The 23,293-nt window shown below is 69.2% G+C and carries 22 protein-coding genes; 10 read left to right on the top strand and 12 right to left on the bottom strand.

Annotated elements, in window-relative coordinates; all coding sequences use genetic code 11:
- Nucleotides 1-37: 37 nt before the first annotated feature.
- The 7 genes from P5G52_RS14150 to P5G52_RS14120 all read right to left on the bottom strand — a co-directional run bounded on the left by P5G52_RS14150 (nt 38) and on the right by P5G52_RS14120 (nt 7,379).
- Entirely contained in the window at nt 38-1,213 is a 1,176-nt protein-coding gene (locus P5G52_RS14150) for an ROK family protein (RefSeq protein ID WP_301228396.1), read from the bottom strand.
- An 85-nt stretch (nt 1,214-1,298) separates the two neighbouring features.
- Entirely contained in the window at nt 1,299-2,660 is a 1,362-nt protein-coding gene (ggh, locus tag P5G52_RS14145) for a glucosylglycerate hydrolase (RefSeq protein WP_301228394.1), read from the bottom strand.
- Entirely contained in the window at nt 2,657-3,739 is a 1,083-nt protein-coding gene (locus P5G52_RS14140; protein WP_301228392.1) for an ABC transporter ATP-binding protein, read from the bottom strand. The genes ggh and P5G52_RS14140 overlap by 4 nt, the downstream gene beginning before the upstream one ends.
- Before the next feature lie 50 nt (nt 3,740-3,789).
- Complete coding sequence (locus P5G52_RS14135) at nt 3,790-4,662, bottom strand: carbohydrate ABC transporter permease (RefSeq protein WP_301228389.1); 873 nt, start codon at nt 4,660-4,662, stop codon at nt 3,790-3,792.
- A complete protein-coding gene (locus P5G52_RS14130) occupies nt 4,659-5,552 on the bottom strand; it encodes a carbohydrate ABC transporter permease (protein WP_301228387.1) in 894 nt (297 codons plus the stop codon). The genes P5G52_RS14135 and P5G52_RS14130 overlap by 4 nt, the downstream gene beginning before the upstream one ends.
- Nucleotides 5,552-6,754 carry an ABC transporter substrate-binding protein gene (locus P5G52_RS14125; RefSeq protein WP_301228385.1) on the bottom strand — a complete coding sequence of 401 codons (1,203 nt, stop codon included), beginning with the start codon at nt 6,752-6,754 and terminating at the stop codon, nt 5,552-5,554. Before P5G52_RS14125 ends, P5G52_RS14130 begins: the two co-directional genes overlap by 1 nt.
- Nucleotides 6,755-7,076: 322 nt before the next feature.
- Complete coding sequence (locus P5G52_RS14120; protein ID WP_301228383.1) at nt 7,077-7,379, bottom strand: helix-turn-helix domain-containing protein; 303 nt, start codon at nt 7,377-7,379, stop codon at nt 7,077-7,079.
- 68 nt (nt 7,380-7,447) lie between these two features.
- Between P5G52_RS14120 and map the strand changes: the two genes are divergently transcribed.
- Nucleotides 7,448-8,221: a type I methionyl aminopeptidase gene (gene map, locus P5G52_RS14115; RefSeq protein WP_301228381.1), complete on the top strand. Its 774-nt coding sequence runs from the start codon at nt 7,448-7,450 to the stop codon at nt 8,219-8,221.
- A 123-nt stretch (nt 8,222-8,344) separates the two neighbouring features.
- Here the strand turns inward: map and P5G52_RS14110 are convergent, their stop codons facing one another.
- A complete protein-coding gene (locus P5G52_RS14110) occupies nt 8,345-10,951 on the bottom strand; it encodes a DNA gyrase/topoisomerase IV subunit A (protein ID WP_301228380.1) in 2,607 nt (868 codons plus the stop codon).
- 125 nt (nt 10,952-11,076) lie between these two features.
- On the opposite strand from P5G52_RS14110, the gene P5G52_RS14105 reads away from it, so the two are divergent.
- From P5G52_RS14105 to P5G52_RS14090, 4 genes are read left to right on the top strand one after another with little or no spacing between them, the layout of a single operon-like run.
- Nucleotides 11,077-13,896 carry a bifunctional acetate--CoA ligase family protein/GNAT family N-acetyltransferase gene (locus P5G52_RS14105; RefSeq protein ID WP_301228378.1) on the top strand — a complete coding sequence of 940 codons (2,820 nt, stop codon included), beginning with the start codon at nt 11,077-11,079 and terminating at the stop codon, nt 13,894-13,896.
- Nucleotides 13,897-13,943: 47 nt separating this feature from the next.
- A complete protein-coding gene (locus tag P5G52_RS14100; RefSeq protein ID WP_301228376.1) occupies nt 13,944-14,615 on the top strand; it encodes a DUF5998 family protein in 672 nt (223 codons plus the stop codon).
- A 6-nt stretch (nt 14,616-14,621) separates the two neighbouring features.
- Nucleotides 14,622-15,827 carry an alkaline phosphatase family protein gene (locus tag P5G52_RS14095; RefSeq protein ID WP_301228374.1) on the top strand — a complete coding sequence of 402 codons (1,206 nt, stop codon included), beginning with the start codon at nt 14,622-14,624 and terminating at the stop codon, nt 15,825-15,827.
- The gene (locus P5G52_RS14090; protein ID WP_301228372.1) at nt 15,820-16,608 is read left to right on the top strand and encodes a thymidine kinase; all 789 of its coding nucleotides are present in this window, start codon (nt 15,820-15,822) and stop codon (nt 16,606-16,608) included. Before P5G52_RS14095 ends, P5G52_RS14090 begins: the two co-directional genes overlap by 8 nt.
- 161 nt (nt 16,609-16,769) lie before the next feature.
- On the opposite strand, the gene sepH is transcribed toward P5G52_RS14090, so the two are convergent.
- Nucleotides 16,770-18,155 (bottom strand): septation protein SepH, encoded by a 1,386-nt coding sequence (sepH, locus tag P5G52_RS14085; protein WP_301228370.1) that lies wholly within the window; start codon nt 18,153-18,155, stop codon nt 16,770-16,772.
- 212 nt (nt 18,156-18,367) lie between these two features.
- On the opposite strand from sepH, the gene P5G52_RS14080 reads away from it, so the two are divergent.
- Nucleotides 18,368-18,667 carry a DUF4193 domain-containing protein gene (locus tag P5G52_RS14080; RefSeq protein WP_301228368.1) on the top strand — a complete coding sequence of 100 codons (300 nt, stop codon included), beginning with the start codon at nt 18,368-18,370 and terminating at the stop codon, nt 18,665-18,667.
- A 58-nt stretch (nt 18,668-18,725) separates the two neighbouring features.
- Here P5G52_RS14080 and P5G52_RS14075 read toward each other — a convergent pair whose 3' ends face one another.
- Complete coding sequence (locus tag P5G52_RS14075) at nt 18,726-19,202, bottom strand: DUF3093 domain-containing protein (RefSeq protein ID WP_301228367.1); 477 nt, start codon at nt 19,200-19,202, stop codon at nt 18,726-18,728.
- A 162-nt stretch (nt 19,203-19,364) separates the two neighbouring features.
- Here P5G52_RS14075 and dut point away from each other — a divergent pair, with 162 nt between their 5' ends.
- From dut to P5G52_RS14055, 4 genes are all read left to right on the top strand, one after another.
- Complete coding sequence (gene dut / locus P5G52_RS14070) at nt 19,365-19,859, top strand: dUTP diphosphatase (protein ID WP_301228366.1); 495 nt, start codon at nt 19,365-19,367, stop codon at nt 19,857-19,859.
- 95 nt (nt 19,860-19,954) lie between these two features.
- Nucleotides 19,955-20,803 carry a DUF3710 domain-containing protein gene (locus tag P5G52_RS14065; RefSeq protein WP_301228364.1) on the top strand — a complete coding sequence of 283 codons (849 nt, stop codon included), beginning with the start codon at nt 19,955-19,957 and terminating at the stop codon, nt 20,801-20,803.
- A gap of 6 nt (nt 20,804-20,809) precedes the next feature.
- A complete protein-coding gene (locus P5G52_RS14060) occupies nt 20,810-21,199 on the top strand; it encodes a single stranded DNA-binding domain-containing protein (RefSeq protein WP_301228362.1) in 390 nt (129 codons plus the stop codon).
- Entirely contained in the window at nt 21,138-21,941 is an 804-nt protein-coding gene (locus P5G52_RS14055) for a DUF3159 domain-containing protein (protein WP_435868680.1), read from the top strand. Before P5G52_RS14060 ends, P5G52_RS14055 begins: the two co-directional genes overlap by 62 nt.
- Here P5G52_RS14055 and P5G52_RS14050 read toward each other — a convergent pair.
- Both P5G52_RS14050 and P5G52_RS14045 read right to left on the bottom strand, forming a co-directional pair.
- Nucleotides 21,938-22,615 (bottom strand): potassium channel family protein, encoded by a 678-nt coding sequence (locus P5G52_RS14050; RefSeq protein ID WP_301228358.1) that lies wholly within the window; start codon nt 22,613-22,615, stop codon nt 21,938-21,940. The genes P5G52_RS14055 and P5G52_RS14050 overlap by 4 nt on opposite strands.
- A complete protein-coding gene (locus tag P5G52_RS14045; protein ID WP_301228356.1) occupies nt 22,612-23,286 on the bottom strand; it encodes a potassium channel family protein in 675 nt (224 codons plus the stop codon). Before P5G52_RS14045 ends, P5G52_RS14050 begins: the two co-directional genes overlap by 4 nt.
- Between the last annotated feature and the right edge of the window lie 7 nt (nt 23,287-23,293).

Genomic DNA, 23,293 nt, shown 5'->3' with positions numbered 1-23,293 from the left:
CGCTCGCGGGCCCTGAAACGGACTCCTCCGGAACCTGCTAGGAGACCGCGTAGTCAAGCAGGAGGCCGTCGACTGCGTCCGGGGCGAAGACCTTGCGCATCACCAAGGTGGTCAGTCCCTGCAACGCGGCATCGTCGCCTCCTGCTCCGCCTTCGACGGTCAGTCCGCGGGCAATCCTGTCGACGACATCGGCGAGCACCTGGTCGCGGACCTGCTCGACGAACGAGGGAAGGACGCCGATCGTCCCGCCCAGCACGAGGCGGTCGGGATTGATCGTTGTGACGGTCGTTGCCAGGGCCCGGCCGAGGACGAGGGCGGCCACCGTCAGGGCCTGGGCCACCTCGGGCACATTCCTGCTGGCGGCCTCGCTGATGCCCTGAAGGGTCGAATATCCGGAGGCGGCAAGCTGACCGACCAGCGAGCGCCCCGAGCTGAACGTCGCAAGACACCCGTGCCGACCGCAGCTGCACACCGGTCCATCGGAGGCGACGCGGATATGCCCGATGTCCCCCGCTGCCCCGTGGGCGCCGTGAAGGATCGAACCGTCAACGACGATGCCGCACCCGATGCCGGTCGCGATCTTGATATAGACGATTGTTTCGTTGTCCGTCCGGCGTTCGCCCAGCGCGGCGGCACGCGCGTCGTTCTCCACGACGAGGGGCACGGGCCAACGCCCGGACATGGCCGCGACGACCGCGTCCGGAGGCCAATCGGGGATGGTCGTGGAGTGGACGACATGGCCGGTAGCTGCCTCGACCGAGGAGGGGAGGCTCACCCCGACGCCCGTCAGCACCTCGTCCGGCTCCTGACCCAGCAGTTCGGTGCCGAGTGCCAGGAGAGGTGCAAGGACGGTGCTGGCCGGCTCCGTAATCCGGTGCGAGATCGTCCGGCTGCGCAGCTGGCACCCTTCGGTGTTAGTCACGCTGACAGTGGCATGGGTCTGCCCGAGGGCGAAGGCGAGGACGACCCGTCCTCGATCATCGAACCGGATCTTGCGTGAGCGCCGGCCTCCGGTCGCCTCCAGGGCTTCGGCTTCGTAGACGAACCGGTGCCGCACCAGGGCCTCCAACCGCTCGTACAACGTAGCCCGGGACATCCCGGTCTCGGTCAGCAGCTGCTGGCGTGAGAGGCCGCCCGTGGATCGGATCAGGTCAAGGAGGCTTCCGTGGGAAGCAACTCCACTGAGCCCTGCGGGCACCCGCTCACTTGCCATTCGATCCTCCCGTGCCGGTACGGTCGTCAACCCTACCCCAGTGCCCCGAGCGCCCGGTGCCCACTTGCGGGGATAGGGACGGTCCTCAGATCCGGGTTCTCCCGTCGGTCCCGTCCGCCGCACCGATCCATTCGAGCGCCGCGGCAGCGGTCCATGCTTGCGCAAAGCTGCCGAGCGGCCGACCGGTGAGCGGGTCGTAGTATTCGGCGAACTTCAGGTCGGAGAGCTGCTCCAGCGAGGCAGACCGCAGCTCACTGGACAGGGCCTCCTGCCCGTCGCGCATACTGGCCCACCCGAACAGCAGGTTGAGGAAGGGCCAGACAGGCCCTCGCCAGTAGGTACGCGGACGGAACGCTGGGCTGGTGGGTGAGGTGGACGGCGGCAGGGGGAAACGCAGATCGGGATGTCCCATCCACTGCGGCCCCCGAAGGAGCTGCCGCTGCCGATCCAGGAGGATACGATCCCCGCCGGCCACCAGCGGAGCGAAGCCTGAAACCGTGTCTGTCGAAATCCATTCTTCTGCCAGCACGTCGTAGTCCCGTGCCAGACCTGTGCCCGGGTCGACCGTCGAGGCGACACCGTCCCGGAAACGCACTGCGAGCTGCCGGAGTTCGGCAGCCTCGTCATGGCGGCCGAGTTCTTCGCCGAGCCCGGCGAGCACGTCACTGGAGGCAGCAAGGATTCCGGAGAAGAACACGTCGCGGACGCGGAACCCGATGACCTCCTGGACCGCCCTGTCCTCGAAGCCGACCGAGGCCATCTGTTGCACCAGCCAGAGGTACTTCGTGTATTCCTCATCATCCGGGCGTTCGCTGGCGTCCGTCACATGCTGGGTGTCCCGGCGGGTGAAGGGCTCAACCGCTCCCGGGACGACGCGGGAGTAAGGCCCGTCCCAGCGCGGTGAGTTGTCGAAACCGGACTCCCACCCGTGGTGGATCTCCACAAGACCCACGCGGTCCGGGTCACGCACCGTAGCCAACCACCGGTGCCAGGCGAGCCAGCCGTCGAAGGACTCGGCGAGGAAGGACTCGGCAGCCTCCCTGTCGCTGCCCCCGTTTTCGCGGGCACGGTCGAGGATGTGGAGCAGGGCGATCGCGTGGACTGGCGGCTGGCAGATCCCGCTGCTCTTGATACCGGCAGGCAGGGCCGCTGCGCCGGCGGTACCCCAGCGCTCGAAGCCGGGGAAGTAGCCCGTGTCGTCATCCGTGAAGACGATATGCGGGATCATCCCCGTGGTCCATTGGGCAGCTAGGAGGGTTCGCAGTTCGGTGATAGCCCGGGGGACATCGAACCGCGCCAGACCGATGGCGACGAATGCGGCGTCCCAGCTCCACATGTGGGGATACAGATTGGGCGCAGCTGTTGTCATGGTGCCCAGATCGTTGAGGCGAAGGACCTCGATGGCCGAGGCACGCAGCTGCTCTGTGCTGAGTGTCTCCGGGCTCATCGAGCGACCAGCGCCATCGCAGTCTCGCGGTCGTAGAAGCGCATGCTGTTGGGCGAGAATGTCAGCCAGATTCGCGAGTCGGGAGTGGCGCGGAAGGTGGGCGGCGCCTGGACCTTGATGGTCTGACCTTCCACCTCCACCGTCAGCAGGATCGAGGACCCCATGGGTTCCACGACGAGCACCGTTCCCGGGACGTCGCCCGAGGAGCGCTGGGTATCAACAGCGACGTTCTCCGCCCGGACCCCCAGGACGACATCGGCGCTCGAGAAGGACCTCAGCAGGGATGGCGCGCGAAGTCGCTGGTCGCCCACCAACAGCACGTCGCCGTCCCCGGAGACCGCGGCGTTGATGAAGTTCATGGGCGGAGAGCCGATGAAACCTCCTACGAACCGATCTGCGGGAGCGTCATATACGTCCAGCGGATCGCCGAGTTGGGCGATCCGTCCCTTCCGCATGACGGCGACGCGGTCGCCGAGGGAGAGTGCCTCGCTCTGGTCGTGGGTCACGTACACGGTGGTGGTGCCGAGGTCCTTGACGATCTTCTTCAGCTCGGATCGGAAGTTCAGGCGCAGCAGCGCATCGAGGTTGGAGAGCGGTTCGTCCATCAGTAGGACGTCGGCGTCCATCACGATGGCGCGGGCGACGGCGACACGCTGGCGTTGGCCGCCGGAGAGCTGGGCGGGTAGCCGGTCCAGATAGGGGCCGAGCTGCAGCAGGTCGGCGGCCCATTCGACCTTGCGGTCGATCTCCTCCTTGGGTTTCTTGGCCATCGCAAGGCCGAAGCCTATGTTGTAGCGGACCTTGCGGTGCGGGAAGACGGCGTAGGACTGGAACACCATCGACATGTTCCGCTTGTTCGGTGGGAGGTAGGTCACGTCCCTGCCGCCGACGGCGACCGATCCGCCGTCGGGCAGTTCGAGACCTGCCAGCATGCGCAGGAGGGTGGTTTTGCCGCAGCCCGAGGGGCCGAGCAGGACGGTGAAGTCGCCGTCCTTGATGTCGAGCGACACATCGTCGGTCGCCCGCTCGGTGCCGCCGGGATAGGTCTTGACGAGGTGGGAGATGGTGATGTCCGCCATGATCGGCTCCTTCGAAGGGTGTGGGAAAGCTGGAGAGGGGGGTGCCGGGCCTAGCGGATCGTCGAGCCCCACATGTTGGTGAGGTAGCGGCGCATGAACGCGATGAAGAGGATCGACGGGATCACCAGTGCGAAACCGCCCGCGAACCGGTAGGCAAGGGGGGAGTCGGACAAGGAGGTGAGGACCTGGGCAGGGAGGGTGCGGTGGTCGAGCGTGAGGATCGACGCGCCGAGCACCTCGTTCCAGGACATGACGAAGGTGAAGATGGAGGCCGCGGCGAGACCCGGAAGGGCCATCGGCATGACCACCTTCAAGAAAGCTCCCGCCGGGGTGCAGCCGAAGACGCGGGCTGCCTCTTCGACGTCGAGGGGGACGCTGAGGAAGACGCTCGCGGAGATGAGGATCGTCGTCGGCAGCGCCAGCGCCGTGTGGAGCAGGATCACGGCGTACGTCGTGTCGTACAGGTCGACTGTGAGGAAGAGCCGGGCCAGGGGGACCGAGAGCACCACGATGGGCAGTGCGCGGGTGAACAGCAGGAACAGTTGGTACGGCTCCTTGGCGGGGAAGGCGAACCGTGCCAGGGCGTACCCTGCCGGAACTCCTATCAGGGCCGAGATCAGCAGCGTCCCGAGGCCGACGAGCAGCGAGTTGCCGAAGGCTCCGATGATTCCGGTCGAGCCGAGGAACGCGCCGAGGGTTTCGAAGGACAGGTTCGTGGGAAGCAGGCTCAGCGGGAATTCGTTGAGCGATTCCCGCGTGGAGAGTGCGGCGAGGGAGATCAGGTAGATCGGAACCAGCATGAACAGCGAGATGAGGATACAGGCCACCTGGAGCAGGGCCCGGTTCCGGCGCTGCCGTTTCAGCGGTGCTTCGTCGACCGCAGGTTGTGCCGGGGGCGTGTCGAGTATGCGTGTCGTTGTCATCGGGTGCCTTCCTGCCCTTTGTCGCGGAGAGCCCGCAGGTAAAAAATGGAGATGAGCATCGACGCTACGAGGATGACCAGTGCCAGTGCCGCCGCTACGTTGGGGTTTTGCAGCCCCGTGTACCAGCGGTAGGTCTCGCCCACGACGAGGGGGAAGTTCTGCCCAGTCAGTGCCTGAGCGACGGCGAATGTCTGGAACGCGAGGATCGTCCTCAGGATCAGGGCGACCTGGAGGCTGGGCTTGAGCAGGGGGAGGGTGACGTGGCGCAGGCGCTGCCAGAACCCGGCTCCGAAGACCTGGGCGGCTTCGTCGTAGTCCTTGGGGATTCCCTGGAGCCCGGAGACGACGATGACGAGCACCAGCGACGTCGACCTCCATACCTCGGCGACGAGGACGCAGAGGAACAGGGTAGTGGGGTTGTCGTAGGCCAGCCAGGGGATGGTGTCGATCCCGAGGGAGGCGAGGACCGAGTTGAGGTAGCCGCGGTCATTGAAGATGGAAAGCCAGACGAGGCCTGCAGCCAGGTCGCTCAGGGCCAGGGGGATGGCCCACACGAAGAAGTGGACCTTGTCCAGGCGTGGGCTCGACCGCAGGAGTAGCGCCATTGTGATGGCGAAGGCGAACTGAAGCGGGATCATCACCGCGATCAGCAGGAGCGTGTTGCGGACGGCGGGCCAGAAATAGGGATCCTGGACCATGCGGGTGACGAATTCGAGCGTGAACCCGTCATCACTGCGAAAGGCCTGGAGCACCCCCTGGATGACGGGCCAGCCCAGGAGAAGCGCCATGAAGACGATCGACGGGGCGATGAGCAGGACCGCCGGGGGAATGCGGCGGGGTCGGACGGGTGTGTCCAGCTGAGCTGGAGCCGGAGGTAAATCGACGGTCATTACGCTACCTCGCACTTTTCGCCGGGTGAGACGGGATCGGGGGCCCAGCACGGGACATTGAGTTCCTGCAGGATGGTGTTGAGCTGGCTGGCCTGGTCATCCAGCGTTGACTGGACTGCCGAGCCGTTGAGGCAGATCTCCTGGAAGCAGTTCTTGAATATCTGTGACACCTCGCCCTCCTTGGGGCCGAGGCCCACCGGCGGAAGAGCAAGGAGCGCGTCGGCGGACCGCTGCTGGAGCCGGACCGCTGCGGCTTCGAGCGCGATTGCGCCCGCGAGGTCCGTCGGAAGTTCCGTCTGGACAACGGGGAAGAAGGCATTGCTGCGCAGCGTCTCGATCTGGGTCGTCGGTTCGGCGAGCCCCCGAATGGCCTGTTCCGCCCGCTCGCGCTCCAGTCCGTTCTTCGGAAGCGCGACACCGGCGACGATCAGCATGTATCCACGACCCTTGGGCCCGCGCGGCGCGGGAACCATCAGCCACTCGTCCGGATTGTCGGCGGGGGCTCCGATGAGGCGGGCGACGTGGTCCCAGGCCACAAGTACCTCTCCGCGTGCCAGAGGCTCCTGCATCGCATCGAAGTTGGTGGAGGCCGGAGCCGTGGCGTCCCACAGGTCCTTCATGTACTCCCAGGCCATCACCGCGTCCTGATTGCGGAACGTGGTGATCTGGCCGCCGGTGAAGCTCGGCAGGAGGAACCCCTGGTAGAAGCGGTGGTGAAGCCCCTTGGGGCCGGCGGGCATCCCGAAGACGGGACGCCCGGCGCCCGTCTTGGCCGCCTGTGCCCATGCCAGGAAGCCCTCGTAGGTGAGGTCATTGACGTCGACGCCGCTGGGAAGCCATTCCAGGGCCTTCTTGTTGACCGCCACGACGTATGTCGCCTGCATCCAGGGGACGTACTTCGAGGTGGTGCCGCCGACCTTGGTGAGGTCGAGGATGTCCTGCGTGAAGCCGCTGCCGGAAAGGTCCCGCAGGATCTGGTCGACGTCTTCAAGGGAGTCGGCGAGGGGAGCCAGTTCCCCGTGGAGTCCGCCCAGCAAGGCTGTCTTCACGCTGCCGGCCTCGGTCTGAGTCTGGACGGTCGAGGTGAAGACGCCGGGGTCGACTGAGTTGTAGGCCACAGGAACACTCAGGGTCTTTTTCAGGACGCCTTCATAGCGTTGCTTCTCTTCGACCGGGGTGAATTGGGTTGAGAGGAATCCCACCGTTCCTTTACCTGCCGCGGCGCCGCTGGTATCGAACCCCGCGCAGGAAGAGAGGAAGGGAACGGAAAGCGCGGCACCCAGTCCTCCCAGGAGGGCGCTGCGCCGCGAGACGGAGCGCTGCGAGAGGAGAGGAGGTGTGTTTTTCACGGGTGTCTCCGATCAAGAGTGCGTCATTGCATCTTCTGTCTAATGCTCAGACGAAAGTCCCATCGTGTCAAGGGACCGACTCCCGGTGGTGGTACCACGCGCCCGACCTGGAGCAGGGGGCCTGAACCTCGAACGACCTCCCGCTCGCGGGCTGATCCAGCCGCCGAAACGGGACCTACGAGGCCAGCCGCTCGGGTGCGCCGGGGTTCGATGTCACCGGCACGGTTTCCCGGCGGGGCTGGTTGATCTCGGCCCACACCGCATCGAGGGAGAGTCCGAGCACGTCGGCGATCGCGGCGATGGTCGGGAAGGCGGGGGTCGCCACGCGCCCCGACTCGATCTTCCGGAGGGTCTCCGGTGAGACCTGGGCGTCGAGCGCTGTCCCGAGCATCGAGCGCTCCCCGCGGGCTCGCCGCAGCAGGGCGCCGAGGCGCTGTCCGCGCTCGACCTCGTCCGGAGTGAGCGGCAATCTGACCATGGCTCCGATTCTAGTACCGGGATAATATGGCCGGTATAGTTATTGGTCGCGTACGAAGGGCGCCGCACATGATCGAGATCCTGAACTCCTCCGAGCTGGCCCGGGCTCGGGATGCGGGCGCCCTGGTTGCCCACATCCTGCAGACCCTGAAGAGCCGCACCACGGTCGGTACGAGTCTCCTGGACATCGACGCATGGGCCGGGACCCTGATCGTGGAGGCCGGAGCGCAGTCCTGCTATGTCGACTACGAGCCGTCCTTCGGACGCGGGCCGTTCGGCCACTACATCTGCACGTCCGTCAACGACGCGGTGCTCCACGGCCTGCCACACGACTATTCGCTCGCCGACGGCGACCTGCTGACGCTCGACCTCGCCGTCTCGCTCCGCGGGATCGCTGCGGACTCCGCCATCAGCTTCGTGGTCGGTGCATCGAAGCCCGCGGAGAGCATGGCGATGATCGGCGCGACCGAACGGGCGCTGGCCGCAGGAATAGCCGCTGCACGACCCGGAGCCCGCATCGGCGATCTCTCCTCCGCCATCGGCGCGGTCCTCAGCGAGGCGGGGTACCCGATCAACACCGACTTCGGGGGTCATGGCATCGGATCGACGATGCACCAGGACCCGCACATCCCCAATACCGGACGGCCCGGCCGGGGCTACATCCTGCGCCCCGGGCTGCTGCTCGCACTGGAGCCGTGGATCATGGCGGACACGGCGAAACTGGTCACCGACGCCGACGGGTGGACGCTGCGCAGCGCGACAGGCAGCCGGTCGGCGCACAGCGAGCACACCATCGCCATCACCGACGAGGGAGCCGAGATCCTCACCCTGCCGCGACCGTAGCCGGATATCACGCACCGCTGCAGTGGCCACGCCGGCCGGCCCCGCACGATCGGCCTCGCGCTCGACAAGGAACCCGCTCCACCCGGACCCGATCTGTCTGGGGGCCCGGTATGCTCGGTCCGCCTAGAGCAGCGTCCCCTGCGCGTCGTCGTCCCCGGCGCCCTGCGCCTGACCCGAGATCGGCGCGTCAGGGCCCTGACCATCGGGCAGCGGACCGCCCGCCGCGGGAACCGACGGGCGGGACGCCTCGATGAGGCCGAGCAGGCTGGGCCCCACGGCGTCGATCTGCTGCGTCAGGGCAACACCGGAGCCGTCGCGCCGACCGTGCTCCGTGGGCAACGCCCGGGCGACCCCGTTCGCGGAAGCGGCACGCGCGGGACCATGGCCGGCCCACGCCAGCGAGAGCGCCTCCTCCCCGCGGAGGAAGCGGTGCGCCCGCACTCCCGCCGTGGCGCGTCCCTTCACCGGGTACTCGGAGAATTCCGTGACCTTCGCCGATCCCGCCGTCGTTCCGGGGAGTGCGTCTCCGGCTGCGGCCACCGTCACCACCACGCCCTGGTCGTCGTTCCGTGCGACGGCACCGAAGTGCAGCACGGCATCCCCGGCGGCGAGCTTGATGCCGGCCATGCCGCCCGCGGTGCGCCCCTGGGGCCGTACCGCCGAGGCCGGGAAGCGCAGCAGCTGTGCGAGGCGCGTGATGAAGACGAGGTCGTCGTCGTCCGCAGCGGAGGCGATGCCCACCACCGAGTCCTTCGGCTTGAGCGAGATGACCTCCCAGTCGTCCCGGTTCAGCGGATAGTCCGGCTGGACGCGCTTGACCACGCCCTGCGCGGTCCCTACCGCGACCACGCCGTTGAGCGGCGCCAGCCCCACGAGGGATTCGCCGCGTTCGAGCGTGATGAACTCCGACGACGGCACCCCACCCGCGAGGTTCGGCACACCGGCGGTGGGCGGGAGTGCGGGCATGTCCATCACCTGGAGGCGGATCATCCGGCCTGCGGAGGTCACTGCCCCGACCTCGCCGCGCGCCGTCGAGGGCAGCACGGAGCGGAACGCGTCGTGCTTGATGCGCTGCCCGTCGCCGAGCGGTTGGCGGTCCGAGGTACGCGCGAGCTGTCCGGACGCGGAGAGCAGCACCCAGCAGGGGTCGTCGGCGATCTCGAGCGGCACGATCGCCTTGGCGCCCTTGCCGGCCGGAGCGGGAAGTACGGAACCCTTGAGCGGCGCCGCGGCCTCCGACTCGAGCAGCACCGTGCGCCGGGGCGTGGCGAACTGCTCGGACAGTTCGGCGAGCTCGTCGGACACGAGGGTGCGGAGTCGCTCCTCGGACCCGAGGATCGCCTCGAGCTCCGCGATGTCGAGACGGAGCTGCTCCTGCTCCTTCTCCAGCTCGATCCGCGAGTACCGGGTCAGCTGGCGCAGCCTCAGTTCGAGGATGTAGTTGGCCTGGATCTCGGACAGGTCGTAGATGGACATGAGGCGCTCGCGTGCCGCGGACGCCTCGTCCGAGGAGCGGATGATCTGGATGACCTCGTCGATGTCGACGATCGCGATGAGCAGGCCCTCCACGAGGTGCAGGCGGTCCCGCTTGCGCTGCAGCCGGAAGGAGGTGCGGCGGCGCACCACCAGGATGCGGTGAGTGATGTAGACCTGCAGCAGCTCCACGAGCCCGAGTGTCCGGGGCTGTCCGTCGACGAGGGCCACGTTGTTGATGCCGAAGGAGTCCTCCATCGGCGTGAAGCGGTACAGCTGCGCGAGGACCGCGTTGGGGTTGAAGCCGTTCTTCAGCTCGATCACGAGCCGCAGGCCGTGCGTGCGGTCGGTCAGGTCGACGATGTCGGAGATGCCCTGCAGCTTCTTGGAGGTGACGGCGTCCTTGATCCGCTCGATGACCTTCTCGGGCCCCACGGTGTAGGGCAGTTCGGTGACCACGAGCCCCGTGCGCCGCGCCGACAGCTGCTCGACGGTCACGGTGGCGCGGGTCTTGAAGGACCCGCGGCCCGTGGCGTAGGCATCACGGACGCCCTCGAGCCCCACGATCTTGCCGCCGCTGGGAAGGTCCGGCCCGGGAACGAAGCGCATCAGGTCCTCGAGCGACGCATCGGGGTGCGCGATCAGATGCCGCGCGGCGGCGACGACCTCGCCCAGGTTGTGCGGGGCCATGTTCGTCGCCATGCCGACGGCGATCCCGCTGGCACCGTTGACCAGCAGGTTCGGGAAGGCGGCCGGCAGCACTTCCGGCTGCGTGAGCTGGTTGTCGTAGTTCGGGACGAAGTCGACGACGTCCTCGTCGAGGTGGTTCGTCATCGTCAGGGCGGCCGCGGCCAGGCGGGCCTCGGTGTAGCGTGCGGCCGCCGGTCCGTCGTCGAGCGAACCGAAGTTGCCGTGGCCGTCGATCAGGGGGAGCCGCAGGGAGAAGTCCTGGGCCATGCGCACCATGGCGTCGTAGATGGCGCTGTCCCCGTGCGGGTGCAGCTTGCCCATGACCTCGCCGACGACGCGCGCCGACTTCACGTGGCCGCGGTCGGGGCGCAGGCCCATGTCCGTCATCATGTACAGGATGCGGCGCTGGACGGGTTTCAGCCCGTCGCGTGCGTCGGGCAGCGCACGAGAGTAGATCACGGAGTACGCGTACTCCAGGAAGGACTCCTCCATCTCGGCTTCGACATCGATGTCGATGATCTTCTCGGTGAAATCCTCCGGCGGAGCGGAGCTCTGGCGCCTGGCCATATGCGTGGCGGTTCCTCAACAACTCGGGTGTGCGAAATCGGTGGTCGGCGGGCATCCGTGGTCCGCGGGGGCTGTTCCGGCAGCGGTCCGGCCCACGCCCGGGGGATGCCGACTACCCTGAGTCTATGGTGGCCGACGGACAATACCCGGAATATTGGGAAGCTGATGTCGTCCTGCGCGACGGCGGGACGGCGCACCTGAGGCCCATCTCGCCGTCCGACGCGGACGCGGTGCAGGCGTTCCACGTCCGCCAGTCCAAGAATTCGATCTACCTCCGGTTCTTCACCTACAAGGCATCCCTGAGCGACAAGGAGCTCAAGCGCTTCACCGAGGTGGACCACCGGGACCGCGTCGCCTTCGTCATCACCCGCGGTGCCGACATCATCGGCATCGGCCGCTACGACCGCCTCGACGATCCGCTCGAGGCCGAGGTGGCCTTCAACGTCTCGGACTACCACCAGGGCCGCGGGGTCGGTTCCATCCTGCTCGAGCACCTCGCCGCCGCCGCCCGCGAGAACGGCATCCGGCGCTTCGCGGCGGAGGTCCTCCCCGAGAACCGTAAGATGATCACCGTCTTCGCCGAAGCGGGGTACGAGGTGCAGCGGCATTTCGACGACGGCGTCGTCATGCTGAGCTTCGACATCGACCCCACCCGGAAGTCCCAGGCCGTCATGGAGGCCCGCGAGCACCGCGCCGAGGCGAGGAGCATGGCCGAGCTCCTGACGCCGTCGTCGGTCGCGGTGATCGGTGCGAGCCGCGAGGAGGGCGCTGTCGGGTATGCCCTGCTCGAACACGTGATCGACGGCGGGTTCACCGGAAGGGTCTACGCGGTCAATCCCGAAGCCTTCGAGCTGCACGGCATGGTCTCCCACGCCTCGGTCGCCGAGGTGCCGGAGCCCGTGGACCTGGCGGTCATCGCCGTACCGCACGAGCAGGTGGACGCCGTCGTGGACGAGTGCGCCCGCGCCGGAGTCCGTGGCCTGCTCGTGGCGACGGCCGGTTACGCGGACGACGACGAGGGGCTCACCCGCCAGCGCGCCCTCGTGCACAAGGCTCGGGCCCACGGCATGCGGGTGGTCGGCCCGGCCTCCCTGGGGCTCGTCAACACCGATCCCGAGGTCCGGCTCAACGCCTCGATGGCCCCCGACCTCCCGCAGCGCGGCGCCCTCTCGCTGTTCAGCCAGTCCGCGGGCCTCGGCGTGCTCCTGTACGCCAGCGCGCGGCGGCGGGGGCTCGGGGTGTCCTCGGTGATCTCCGCGGGGAACCGCGCCGACGTGTCCGGCAACGACGCCATGCAGTTCTGGGAGGACGATCCGAGCACGCGCGCTGTGGGCCTGTACTTCGAGTCGATCGGCAACCCGAGGAAGTTCTCCCGCATCGCCCGCCGCCTCGCGAGGACCAAGCCCGTCATCGTGGCGAAGTCCGACGTCACGGGGCTGCAGCTTCCGCCGGGACACGCCGTGCGGACCTCCCAGGCCCCGGCGGGGGCGCTCGACTCGATGCTGCGGCAGTCCGGCGTGATGCGGGTCGAGACGACGGAACAGCTGATGGACATCGCGCAGATCGTCGCGAGCCAGCCGCTGCCCCGGGGATCCGGCGTGGCCGTCTTCAGCAACTCCTCGGCCCTCGGCAAGGTGGTCGCGGACGGCGTCGTGTCGCAGGGGATGACGGTCGCGCGGCTGGAGACAAGACTGCAGCTCGACACCGGGCAGTCCGTCGCGCTGCCCGCCCTGGCCTCGGCGGTGGCCGACGCCCTGCGCGACGAGTCCGTCCACGCGGCGATCGTCACCACGCTTCCCGCCCGCGGCCTCACGGCAGAGGCCGTCGCGGCCCGTCTGCAGCAGTGCGCCGAGGACGCCGGAAAACCGGTCATCGCCTCGTTCACCGGCATCCTCGATGTGCGCCTGCAGCTCGACGGGCTGGTCACAGCGGCACCGTCGGCCTCGCGGGCACCCGCGGACCGGGCAGCGGACGACGGAGCCGATCCGGTCCGGGTGCCCCTCGAGGGCGCGGGCGCTGCGTCCCCGCCCGCGCAGGGTCCCGGCGCCGCCGCTGCGGTCGAGGCCGCTCCGCTGCCCCTGCAGCGCGGACTGCCGTGCTTCCCCAGCCCCGGGGCCGCGCTGGCCGCCCTCGGCGCCGTCGTGCGGTACTCGCTATGGCGTTCCCGTGACCACGGCGAGTTCCTGGACCCGGACGGCGTCGACGTCGACGAGGCCACGCGCGTCCTGGCCGGCGTCCGGGCACGGGTCGCCGACGTCGAACTCACGCGCCTCTCCCCGGACGAGTGCGCGGCCCTCCTGGGTGCCTACGGCATCGGGCTGCTGCCGTCGGCGCGGTTCGCATCCGCCGACGAAGCGGTGGAGGCAGCGGACCGCCTCGGCTGGCCGGTGGCACTCAAGACGATGGACGAGCACCTCAGGCATCGACTCGACCTCGGCGGGGTGCGGCTGGCCATCGACGACGCCGAGTCCCTGCGGCGCACCATCACCCAGATGGAGAGCGCCCTCGCGCCCTTCGGCAGCTTCGGCATGGAGGTGCAGTCGATGGCGCCCTCCGGCCAGGCGTGCAGCCTCCGCGCCATCGAGGACCCGCTCATGGGTCCGGTGGTGTCCTTCGGGCTCGCCGGCGACGCCGTCAACCTGCTGGACGACTGGGCCCACGCCGTGCCTCCGCTCAGCACGGGGGACATCGCGGATCTCGTCCGGGCGCCCCGGGCGTCCCGCAAGCTCTTCGGCTACCAGGGACTGCCGCCCGCCGACGTCGCCGCGATCGAGGACCTCGTGGCGCGCGTCGCCCTCATGAAGGACAACCACCCCGAGATCGCCCTGCTCGACCTCAACCCGGTCCTCGTCGCGACGACGGGCCTCTCGGTACTGAGCGCCGCCATCGACGTCGGCAACCCCCAGCGGCGCACCGACAGCGCACGCCGCGCCATGCGCGACTGACGCCCGCGGGTTAGGCACAACACGGCTCGGTGGGGGAAACTGGGGGCATGACCCCATCGCTTTCCGCCCCGTGGCGTGACCTCGATGCATCGCTCGAGCGGGCAGGCTTCTACCCACGGCTCGTCGCCGACGTCGTCCACGACGCCCTCGACGGGCGCGAGCCGCTGTCCCACGTCGCCCACCTGGAGACGCACTTCGAACGCACCGAGGTGCACCGGCACATCACCGTGCTCGTCCTCACCGAGGACATGCTGGTCATCACGCACGTGGACGACCAGCAGCTCGACGACGCGGGCGAGCAGGTCATGGCGCAGGTCTCGACCGAATCCGTTCCCGTCAGCCAGATCCGCTCGGTCGTGCTCAGCTACCTGTACGCACAGCCGCAGGACTACAAGCCCAGCGACCAGGTCCGCGAGATGACGCTCGCCATCGCCTGGTCGGGCGGGCAACGCCTCGACATCGGTCCTGCCAGCTGCGGCGACCCCCAGTGCGACGCCGACCACGGATTCACGGGCACGGTCGCGCAGGAGGACATCGTCCTGCGCGTCAGCGCCGAAGCCGACGGCGTCCAGGCGGTGCAGAACGCCAAGGGGTTCGCGCGTGCGCTGCGGAAGGTCAACACGGCGAGCCCGGTCGCCGGCGGGTACATCGCGGCGCCCGACGCCGTGCGGCGCCAGCCCGGCTTCGGCGGCCGGTTCAACCGGGCCCACCAGCGGTAGCGGTTGATGCCCCTCCCGCATCGAGAGCCCCTGCCCTCGCCCCCTGCCTACGGCGCCTCCACCCTGGCCGAGGTCATGACCAGTGCCGCCGCGGCACTCGGCGTCGACGGTTTTCGCAACGCGCTCGCGCTGCCCTCCTCGAAGCGGATCGCCGTCGTCATGGTGGACGGTCTCGGCATGGCGCTGCTCAGGAAGTACGCAGCCCACGCGCCCTTCCTGCGCGAGAGCCTGGACTCCGCGCGCGTGCTCTCCTCCGCGTTCCCGTCCACCACGGCGGCGTCGCTCGCCAGCCTGGGCACGGGCCTCCCCCCGGGGCAGCACGGCCTGGTGGGGTACGACGTCCTTGACCCCGCGCAGGGGAGGGTGGTCAACATGCTGGGGGGCTGGGACGACGGCGTCGACCCCCGTGCCTGGCAACCCCACGCCACCGTCTTCGAACGGGTGGCGGCGCACCTGCCGGTCGTGACGGTCAGCCAGCCCCGCTTCGCCGACTCACCCATGACGCGGGCGGCGCTGCGTGGAGGGACGTTCGTCGGAGCGGACACCATCCACGCACAGATCGAGGCGGCCGCGGAACACCTGGCGAAGGCGCCGCGCACGCTCATGTACTTCTACCTCAACGACCTGGACAAGGCGGGCCACCGGCACGGCGTCGACTCCCGGGAGTGGCTGCGGAGGCTGGAGGACCTGGACGCCGCGCTGAAGCTCCTCGCCCGCCGGGTGCCGCCCGACACGCTGCTGCTGCTGACCGCCGACCACGGGATGGTGGACGTCCCTCCCTCCCAGCGCATCGACTATTCGGAGCGCCCGGAGCTCGTCGAGGGCGTGGCCCACACGGGCGGCGAAGCCCGCATGCTCCACCTCTACCTCGACCCGGCGCTCACCAGCAGGAACCGCGACGCGCTGGCGCTGCGCTGGCACGAGGCTTTCGGGTCCCGCGCGTGGGTGCTGACCCGGGACGAGGCCATCGCAGGGGGATACTTCGGCGCCGTGGCGGATTCCGTGGTGCCGCGCATCGGGGACCTCCTCGTCCTGGCACGCGAGGGCATCGCCCTCATCGACGGGCGGCGCGTGCAGCCCGGCGCGTTCGAGATGGTGGGGCAGCACGGCTCGCTGACGCGGGCGGAGCGCGAGATCCCGCTGTTGACACTCAATAAACCTGCCGGCGGCGGTTCGCGCCGGGGGAGTAGCAAGGGGGCCGGCCGTGGCTGAGCTGTTGTTCTTCTCGGGCACCATGGACTGCGGGAAATCCACGCTCGCGCTCCAGATGGACCACAACCACAAGGCGCGCGGTCGCCGGGGAGTGTTGTTCAGTTCCCATGACCGTGCCGGCGAATCGATGATCTCGAGCCGCCTCGGCCTGCAGGTGCCGGCCGTGGAGGTCTTCCCGGAGACCGACTTCTGGGTCGAGCTGACCCTGCGGCAGACCATGGGGGCGCGGATCGACTACGTGATCTGCGACGAGGCCCAGTTCTACACGGTGGACCAGATCGACCAGCTCGCGCGCGTCGTCGACGAGATGGACATCGACGTCTTCAGCTTCGGCATTACCTCGGATTTCCGTACGCGCCTCTTCCCCGGGTCGCAGCGGCTCATCGAGCTCGCGGACCGTGTCCAGGTCCTGCAGGTCGAGGCGCTGTGCTGGTGCGGCAAGCGCGCCACGCACAACGCGCGCACGGTCGACGGCGTCATGGTGGTCGAGGGCGACCAGATGGTCGTGGGGGACGTCGACCAGCCCCTCGACCAGACCCTCGACCGACCCTTCGACCTGGATGCCGGTCCTGCGACCGGACACCAAGCGGGTGCGGGCCCGGCACCGACCGTCGGCTACGAGACCCTCTGCCGGCGGCACCACATGCGCCGGCAGACGTCACGGACGTCGCCGTCGCTCTTCTCCAACGAGGCGCCGCTGCCCTTCGACGCGAGTCCGGCCGGGCAGCTCGGGACCAGGGGAAACCAACTGCAGGACGCGGAGCCCGGCGTCCGCTCCTGAGCTCAGCCCACCAGTCAGGCGACGCGGTTGTCAGGGGGCGCGGTCCGGTGGCGCGGGCATCAGCCAGCGTCCGTTAGCGCGGGCGTGAGGCACCGGCAGGCGTGAGGCAGCGCCGCGTCCGCCAGACGGTTCCGCCGCCTGCCGGGCAGGTCCGTAGCCCGCTATTCGCCCTTGCGTCCGAAGACGATGTCGTCCCAGCTCGGGACGCTGGACCGCTTCGGCTTGACGCGGCGCTCCGGGCTGGCCTCAGCGCCCTTGCCGGTCTCGGTGCCGGAATCAGCACCCGTGTCCCTGCTGGAACTACCGCTCGTGTCCTTGCCGGAGTTCCTGCCCGCTGGGCGGCTCCCGCCGCCGGATACCCCGGCGTCGGCTCCTTGCCGTGCTGCCGCGGGGGGCTGCAGCCTGCGGGTGGGCTGCGCGAAGATGCTGATCTCGCGCGTCTCCGTGCTGACGCCGTCGTACAGCCTCGGCGTTCCGTCGTCGTGGTGGGTCTCATCAGGGGCGGCGCCCTCGAGCACGTCACCATCGGCTCCAGCGTCGAGCCCGCCGTCGCTGTCGTCGTTGCCGCTGTCGTCGTCCCTGCCGGCGCTTCCGATTGCCGAGGAAGGGGCGAGCGCCAAACCATGGACCGGGTCGTCCTGGTCCTCCGCTCCGTCCTGGCCCGTGGCGTCCTCGTCCCGGGGGTGCGCGGCAGGAATCCCGCCCCGCGACAACAGCGCCGCAAGGGCGTCGTCGCCTTCCTCGTCGGCGCCGAGGCGCTGTCCGCGCCGCGACCGGAGGACGTCCAGCAGGCCGTCCTGGTCGGCAGGAGTCCCGTCCGGCGCCTCGGCCGCCTTCTCCGCCTCGAAATCGAAGACGCGGTCGGCGACCGCGCTGAGCCGGCGGGACGGCAGGGGGGTGTCGAGCGGCTCGAGTTCGCTGAGCACCTGCGCCCACCGGTTGCCGTTGGTGACGGTCTTGCGGGTCGGGTTGTAGGTCCACTGGGCGGGCGGCTGCTCGCCCAGATCCACCTTGGAGCCTTCCGGCAGGTCGAAGGACGCCTCGACGTGCCATGAGCCGTCGGGACGGCGCCACGAGTCCCACTCGAGGGATCCGAGGTCCACCCCGTAGCTCTGCACCCGGAACGCGACCATGTCCCCGAGCAGTGCGGGGCTGTCACCGAAGGCGGATCGGTAGCCGTCGTGGCTCGGCAGGGGCGACGCCACCTCGACGCGCTGCGCGAGGTAGGCCACGTAGTCGCGCTCGGCGCGGACGGGACCCTCGTAGCGCTGCACGTGCGCCAGGTCGAGGCCGGATTCGGCAGCGACCTGTTCCGCCGTCGCACCGGAGCGGATGCGTGCCTGGATATCCCGGGGCGTCAGGTGGACCGGAGGTTTCGGGGGTTTCCGGCGAGGTTCCTCCGGGACTGCGGGGGCCGGCGCTTCCGGGCCGGCCGTGGTGCTCGCGGCCCGCAGTTCGTCGTCGATGGGCAGCCGGTAGGACGTGCCCTGCTCGCCGCTCAACAGCAGATGCTCGCCATCCACACCCACCAGGCGTAACTCCTGCATCTATTCCTCCAGCCGACAATGATTCCTAGGTGAAACTCTGCCACTGAATGGCACCCATTCCTACTACGAGGGAAGGTGTGGCGGCCGTCGCCGTGGCAGCGGGCACAAATTCCGGGCTCCCGGCGTTATGGGAGCCGTGGAGGCACCTTGCAGGATGCCCGCACATGTGGCCGAATAGATGGCCGGAGATCAGGGAGTGGAAGAGAACAGGTATGGCGACAGACTACGACGCGCCGCGCACGGCGGCGGGTGACGAGGGCGACACCCAGGTCGACGAGTTCAAGAGGCACCTTCCGGTCCTCCAGACGGCACTGATCGACGAGGACGAACTGGCAGCGGCCGACTCGTTCGACCTGCCGGGGGCGGATCTCTCCAGCGAGGAGATCTCGGTGGAGATCCTGGCGGCCCAGGCGGATGAGTTCACCTGCGCCTCGTGCTTCCTCGTACGCCACCGCTCGCAGATCGCCCTCGACAGGGGCGGGCAGCTGTACTGCATGGACTGCGAGGGCTGAGGGCCGAAACGCCGGGTGCCGTCCGATCCGGGGCGCCGGGGCGGCCGTCCGCGCGGCGTCAGGCCGCGAGTGCTGCGGCGAGCCGCTCAGGGTGCCGTGACGAGACCAGCCAGTAGGGCGTGCGGTCTTCGGGGTCCGTGACCTCGACGCGGACCACGGGCGAGATCCAGCCGCGGATGCAGAGGTAGGCGAGGCCGTTCAGTCCGGGGCCGCGCTGCTGGGTGGCATCCTCCCCGGTGAACCATTCGACGGACCCCAGGTACGCGCGTTCGATCGTCGCGCGGCCCACGGTCAGGGTTGTCGCGGTCACCGCGATGCGTGGCGTGGACAGGACCAGCAGCGTGAAGACGATCACCGCGACGACGGCGGCTGCCCCGTACCCGACGGCCATCGAGATCGGCGCGAACATCACGATCACCGCGGAGGAGAATCCCGCCGCAATGAGCCAGACCCAGAACGACGGCCAGAGGCGCTCCTCGTATAGGACGGCCTGGTCGGGTGTGTTCTGGGGGGCTTCCCCTGGAGCGCTGGACATGGAACCAGCATTCCACCATTTGCGGACCGTCTCATCCCGGAGGAGGCCGGAACGGGCCGGTCGAGGCCGGTCGAGGCCGGGTGGGACTGTCAGGTAGGGCACGGGCAAAGGCGCTAAAGTGGGGGGCTGGTAACCGGATAGCTTGCGTGGGAGATGCGGTCAATGGGTACACAGCAGGACCTCCCGGTCCAGATCTTGATGCTCGACGACGGTCTCGAGCCGCCCGCCTACGCCACCGAGGGTGACGCCGGTGCGGACCTGCGGACCGCCGTCGACCTCGTCCTCGGGCCCGGCGAGCGGGCACTCGTCCCCACGGGAGTGGCGATGGCCCTGCCGCACGGCTATGTGGGCCTCGTCCATCCGCGGTCGGGGCTCGCCGCGCGCCACGGCGTGACGATCGTCAACGCGCCGGGCACCGTCGACGCCGGCTACCGGGGCGAGATCAAGGTATGCCTCCTCAACACGGACCGGCACGAGGCCGCCACGTTCGCGCGGGGCGACCGGATCGCGCAGCTGGTCATCCAGCGCGTGGAGCGCGCCGCATTCGCCGTGGTGGACCACCTGCCGGAGAGCGTCAGGGGTACGGGCGGTTTCGGCTCGACCGGCGGGTTCGGCCCACTCGATGCCACGCCCGCGGCCACCGCAGCCGGCGGCTGACCCGCCCGGCGCTGCACGGCGCCACACGACTTTCCCCCTCAGGGATCGCAGAAACGTCAGACACCTCGGACACGCCAGAAGGAAAGGGACCCGCCATGGCTTTTGGGCGCCTCAGGAAGAAGAAGCAGGACGACGCCGACGCGTCGGTGCAGCAGGAACCGGAGGAAGCGGCAGGACCGGTCGACGGAGCCGTCGAATCCCCGGAGACTGAATCCCCGGAGACGCCGGCTCCCGCCGAAGCGGTGGCCGGCGGCCCTGCAACGGACAGCGCCGGAGAGGCCCCGGCCGTACCGTCCGGCCACGTGTCCAGCACCGACTACGACCGGGCCGGGCTGGGACCGTTCGACGTGTCGGAGAAGGACACCGACACCGGCTACATCGACCTCGGAGCCCTCCGCATCCACGCCGCCGAAGGACTGCAGCTGCGCCTCGAGGTCGAGGAACGCACCAAGCGCGTCATCGCCGTGACCCTGGATCTCGGCGGTTCCACGCTGCAGCTCCAGGCTTTCGCTGCGCCGAAGACCGAAGGACTCTGGGACGAGATCAGGGAGCAGATCGGCGCCTCCGTGGGGTCGCAGGGCGGAACGGTCGAGGAACGCCCGGGTCGCCTCGGCACCGAACTCCTCGCCAAGCTGCCCGCACAGACGCCCGACGGCCAGGCCGGGTTCCGGGTGGCCCGCTTCGTGGGGGTCAACGGACCGCGGTGGTTCCTCCGCGGCGTCTTCGGCGGCCCGGCCGCCCTGGAGCAGGGCGCTGCGGCGGCCGTCGAGAAGCTCTTCCGCAGCGTCGTCGTCGTCCGCGGAGACCACCCCCTCCCGCCGCGCGAACTGCTGCCGCTCCGGTTGCCGAAGGATGCGACCGCAGGCACGCCCTCCGCTCCCGCTCCCGTCCGTCCGGACCTGAACCCGCTGGAGCGCGGTCCCGAGATCACCGAGACCCGCTAGTCCGCCATGCCCGCCCGGCAGCACGCACCAGGTTCTGCCGACCCCTCGGGGCCGGCAGGCCGGTCCGTACCCGCGGCAGCCGCAGGACTGCCGGCCGGCCTGCCCGCCGGCAGTCCTGCCGCACTGCCCGAGCGCGGCAGGATCAAGGCACGCGGCGTCATCGACAGGATCACCATCGCGCCCGTGACGTCCTCGCCGTCCTTCACGGTCCTCGCGAGGATCGACTGGAACGGTGCGAAGGAGAGCGTACGCATCGTCTGGATGGGTCAGCGCCGCGTCCCCGGCATCGAAGCCGGCGTTTCCCTACGGTTCGAGGGCATGCTGAGCCGGGTCGATGGCACACCCACCGTCTACAACCCCCGCTACGAGATCATCGGCCGTCCCGAGGAGTACTAATGAGGAACCCCACATGAGCCACCCGGCGAACGACCCCGGTGCCCGCCCCGAGCCCGAGGACGACGGCGTCGGCCGCCCGGCCGCCGGCAAGGCGGCCCCGACGGCGGCGGACCTGGCGACGCAGTACGCTGCGAAGTCCGGTGTGCGGCGCAACGACGCCGGCCAGATCGACGTCCTGTCCTCGATCGGCGGCGTCCAGGGGCTGGCGGAGAGCATCGCGCCCGGGCTCGTCTTCACGATCCTCTTCACCATCACCACGGACCTTCAGGTGTCGCTCGTGGCGGCGCTGGCGGTGTCCGCAGTCTTCACCGTCATCCGGCTCGTCTCCCGGACGCCGGTCACCCAGGCCCTCGCCGGGCTCGTGGGCGTCGCCTTCTGCGCCTTCGTCGCGCTGCGGACGGGAAACGCGGAGGACTTCTTCCTCCCCGGCTTCTTCATCAACGGCGGCTACATCATCGCGATGACCGCATCAGTGGTCTTCCGCTGGCCCTTCGCCGGGCTGCTCTTCGGCTTCCTCCGGAACGAGGGCATCGAATGGCGCCGGGACGCCGCCCGCGTCCGCGCGTACTCGATCGCCACCTGGATCATCGTCTCGGTGCTGGCCCTGCGACTCGTGGTGCAGGTACCCCTCTACCTCATGGAGAACGTCGCGGCCCTCGGCTCGACGCGCGTGGCCATGGGGCTGCCGCTCTACGCGCTCGGCATGTGGCTCGCGTGGATCGTCTCGCGCCCGCGCGGCTAGCCGTCGGTGCCGTCGTTGCGGGCCGACAGCGCGACCCGCAGCTCGTCCTCGGCCGCGATCGCCGCGAGGAAGAACATCTCGTCGCCGCCTTCGACGACGTCGTCGGGACTCGGCGTGATGGGGGAGTCGTCCCGGAGCACGGCCACCACCGCGCAGTCCTCGGGCAGACGGATCGCCCCGATTGTCCCGCCGACGAGCGGTGAGTCCTGGGGCACGGTGAACTCGACGATCGAGGAGACTCCCGTCTGCAGCGTCAGCAGGCGCACCAGGTCGCCGATCTCCACGGCCTCCTCCACGAGGGCCGTCATGAGCCGCGGCGTATTGACGGCGACGTCCACGCCCCAGGAGTCGTCGAACATCCAGTCGTTCTTCGGATTGTTCACGCGACCGACGGTGCGGCCCACGCCGAACTCGCTCTTGGCGAGCAGCGAGACCACGAGGTTGACCTTGTCGTCGCCCGTCGCCGACACCACGACGTCGGCCTCGTCCAGGCGCGCGTCCTTGAGCGTCGTCAGCTCGCACGCATCGCCGATCAGCCATTTGGCTCCCTTGAGCCCGCTGCGCCCGATGACCTCGGGCTTCTCGTCGATGAGCAGGATCTCGTGCTTGTTGCCGAGCAGTTCCCGCGCGATCGAGGAGCCCACGCTCCCGGCACCTGCGATGACAACCCTCATTGGACTTCCTCTTTCGGTGCGGCGGCGAGGATGCGCCCGATCTCGTCGGTCGCCGTCGTCTTCATCATGGCGTGCAGGATATCCCCCTGCTGGTAGCTCGTCTCCGCCGTCGGCAGGATGCCTTCGCCGAAGCGGGTGAGGTACGCGATCCGGACGCCGCTCGCGGCCTCGATGCTTCGAAGGGACCTGCCGAGCCAGGCGTCGCTCAAGGCCAGTTCGCCGAGGATGAGCCGCCCGGAGGTCTCGCGGAAGTCGCCGTTGATGGCCTGCTCGGGCAGGATCCTGCGCAGCACCTGGTCGGCGCTCCAGCGCACGGCTGCGACGGTGGGGATGCCGAGTCGCTGGTAGATCTCGGCGCGTCCCGGGTCGTAGATGCGGGCGACGACGTGGGGCACGTGGAAGGTCTCACGAGCGACGCGGGTCGCGAGGATGTTGGAGTTGTCCCCGCTCGAGACGGCGGCGAAGGCGTAGGCGTTCCCGATCTCCGCGTATTTGAGCGTCTCGCGGTCGAAGCCCACACCGGTGACCTTGCGTCCGCCGAAGGAGGAGCGCAGGCGGCGGAAGGCGCGGTCGTCCTGGTCGATGATCGCCACCGAGTGGCCGGAATCGTCGAGCGTGTGCGCAAGGCTGACCCCCACCCTGCCGCATCCCATGATCACAAAATGAGCCACCGAGGGC

The sequence above is a fragment of the Arthrobacter burdickii genome (assembly GCF_030433645.1).
GTDB lineage: Bacteria > Actinomycetota > Actinomycetes > Actinomycetales > Micrococcaceae > Arthrobacter_D > Arthrobacter_D burdickii.
The sequence above is the reverse complement of the archived record's forward strand: the minus strand, read 5'-3'. Positions and strand labels throughout refer to the sequence as shown.

Excerpts from the sequence above, each read along its gene's own strand:
- dut (WP_301228366.1), top strand. The coding sequence starts at position 19,365 with ATGGGTACACAGCAGGACCTCCCGGTCCAGATCTTGATGCTCGACGAC.
- P5G52_RS14150 (WP_301228396.1), bottom strand. The coding sequence starts at position 1,213 with ATGGCAAGTGAGCGGGTGCCCGCAGGGCTCAGTGGAGTTGCTTCCCAC.
- map (WP_301228381.1), top strand. The coding sequence starts at position 7,448 with ATGATCGAGATCCTGAACTCCTCCGAGCTGGCCCGGGCTCGGGATGCG.
- P5G52_RS14065 (WP_301228364.1), top strand. The coding sequence starts at position 19,955 with ATGGCTTTTGGGCGCCTCAGGAAGAAGAAGCAGGACGACGCCGACGCG.
- P5G52_RS14120 (WP_301228383.1), bottom strand. The coding sequence starts at position 7,379 with ATGGTCAGATTGCCGCTCACTCCGGACGAGGTCGAGCGCGGACAGCGC.
- P5G52_RS14075 (WP_301228367.1), bottom strand. The coding sequence starts at position 19,202 with ATGTCCAGCGCTCCAGGGGAAGCCCCCCAGAACACACCCGACCAGGCC.
- P5G52_RS14100 (WP_301228376.1), top strand. The coding sequence starts at position 13,944 with ATGACCCCATCGCTTTCCGCCCCGTGGCGTGACCTCGATGCATCGCTC.
- P5G52_RS14135 (WP_301228389.1), bottom strand. The coding sequence starts at position 4,662 with ATGACAACGACACGCATACTCGACACGCCCCCGGCACAACCTGCGGTC.
- P5G52_RS14060 (WP_301228362.1), top strand. The coding sequence starts at position 20,810 with ATGCCCGCCCGGCAGCACGCACCAGGTTCTGCCGACCCCTCGGGGCCG.
- P5G52_RS14110 (WP_301228380.1), bottom strand. The coding sequence starts at position 10,951 with ATGGCCAGGCGCCAGAGCTCCGCTCCGCCGGAGGATTTCACCGAGAAG.
- P5G52_RS14140 (WP_301228392.1), bottom strand. The coding sequence starts at position 3,739 with ATGGCGGACATCACCATCTCCCACCTCGTCAAGACCTATCCCGGCGGC.
- P5G52_RS14095 (WP_301228374.1), top strand. The coding sequence starts at position 14,622 with ATGCCCCTCCCGCATCGAGAGCCCCTGCCCTCGCCCCCTGCCTACGGC.
- P5G52_RS14050 (WP_301228358.1), bottom strand. The coding sequence starts at position 22,615 with ATGAGGGTTGTCATCGCAGGTGCCGGGAGCGTGGGCTCCTCGATCGCG.
- P5G52_RS14055 (WP_435868680.1), top strand. The coding sequence starts at position 21,138 with ATGGCACACCCACCGTCTACAACCCCCGCTACGAGATCATCGGCCGTC.
- P5G52_RS14130 (WP_301228387.1), bottom strand. The coding sequence starts at position 5,552 with ATGACCGTCGATTTACCTCCGGCTCCAGCTCAGCTGGACACACCCGTC.
- P5G52_RS14105 (WP_301228378.1), top strand. The coding sequence starts at position 11,077 with ATGGTGGCCGACGGACAATACCCGGAATATTGGGAAGCTGATGTCGTC.
- sepH (WP_301228370.1), bottom strand. The coding sequence starts at position 18,155 with ATGCAGGAGTTACGCCTGGTGGGTGTGGATGGCGAGCATCTGCTGTTG.
- ggh (WP_301228394.1), bottom strand. The coding sequence starts at position 2,660 with ATGAGCCCGGAGACACTCAGCACAGAGCAGCTGCGTGCCTCGGCCATC.
- P5G52_RS14080 (WP_301228368.1), top strand. The coding sequence starts at position 18,368 with ATGGCGACAGACTACGACGCGCCGCGCACGGCGGCGGGTGACGAGGGC.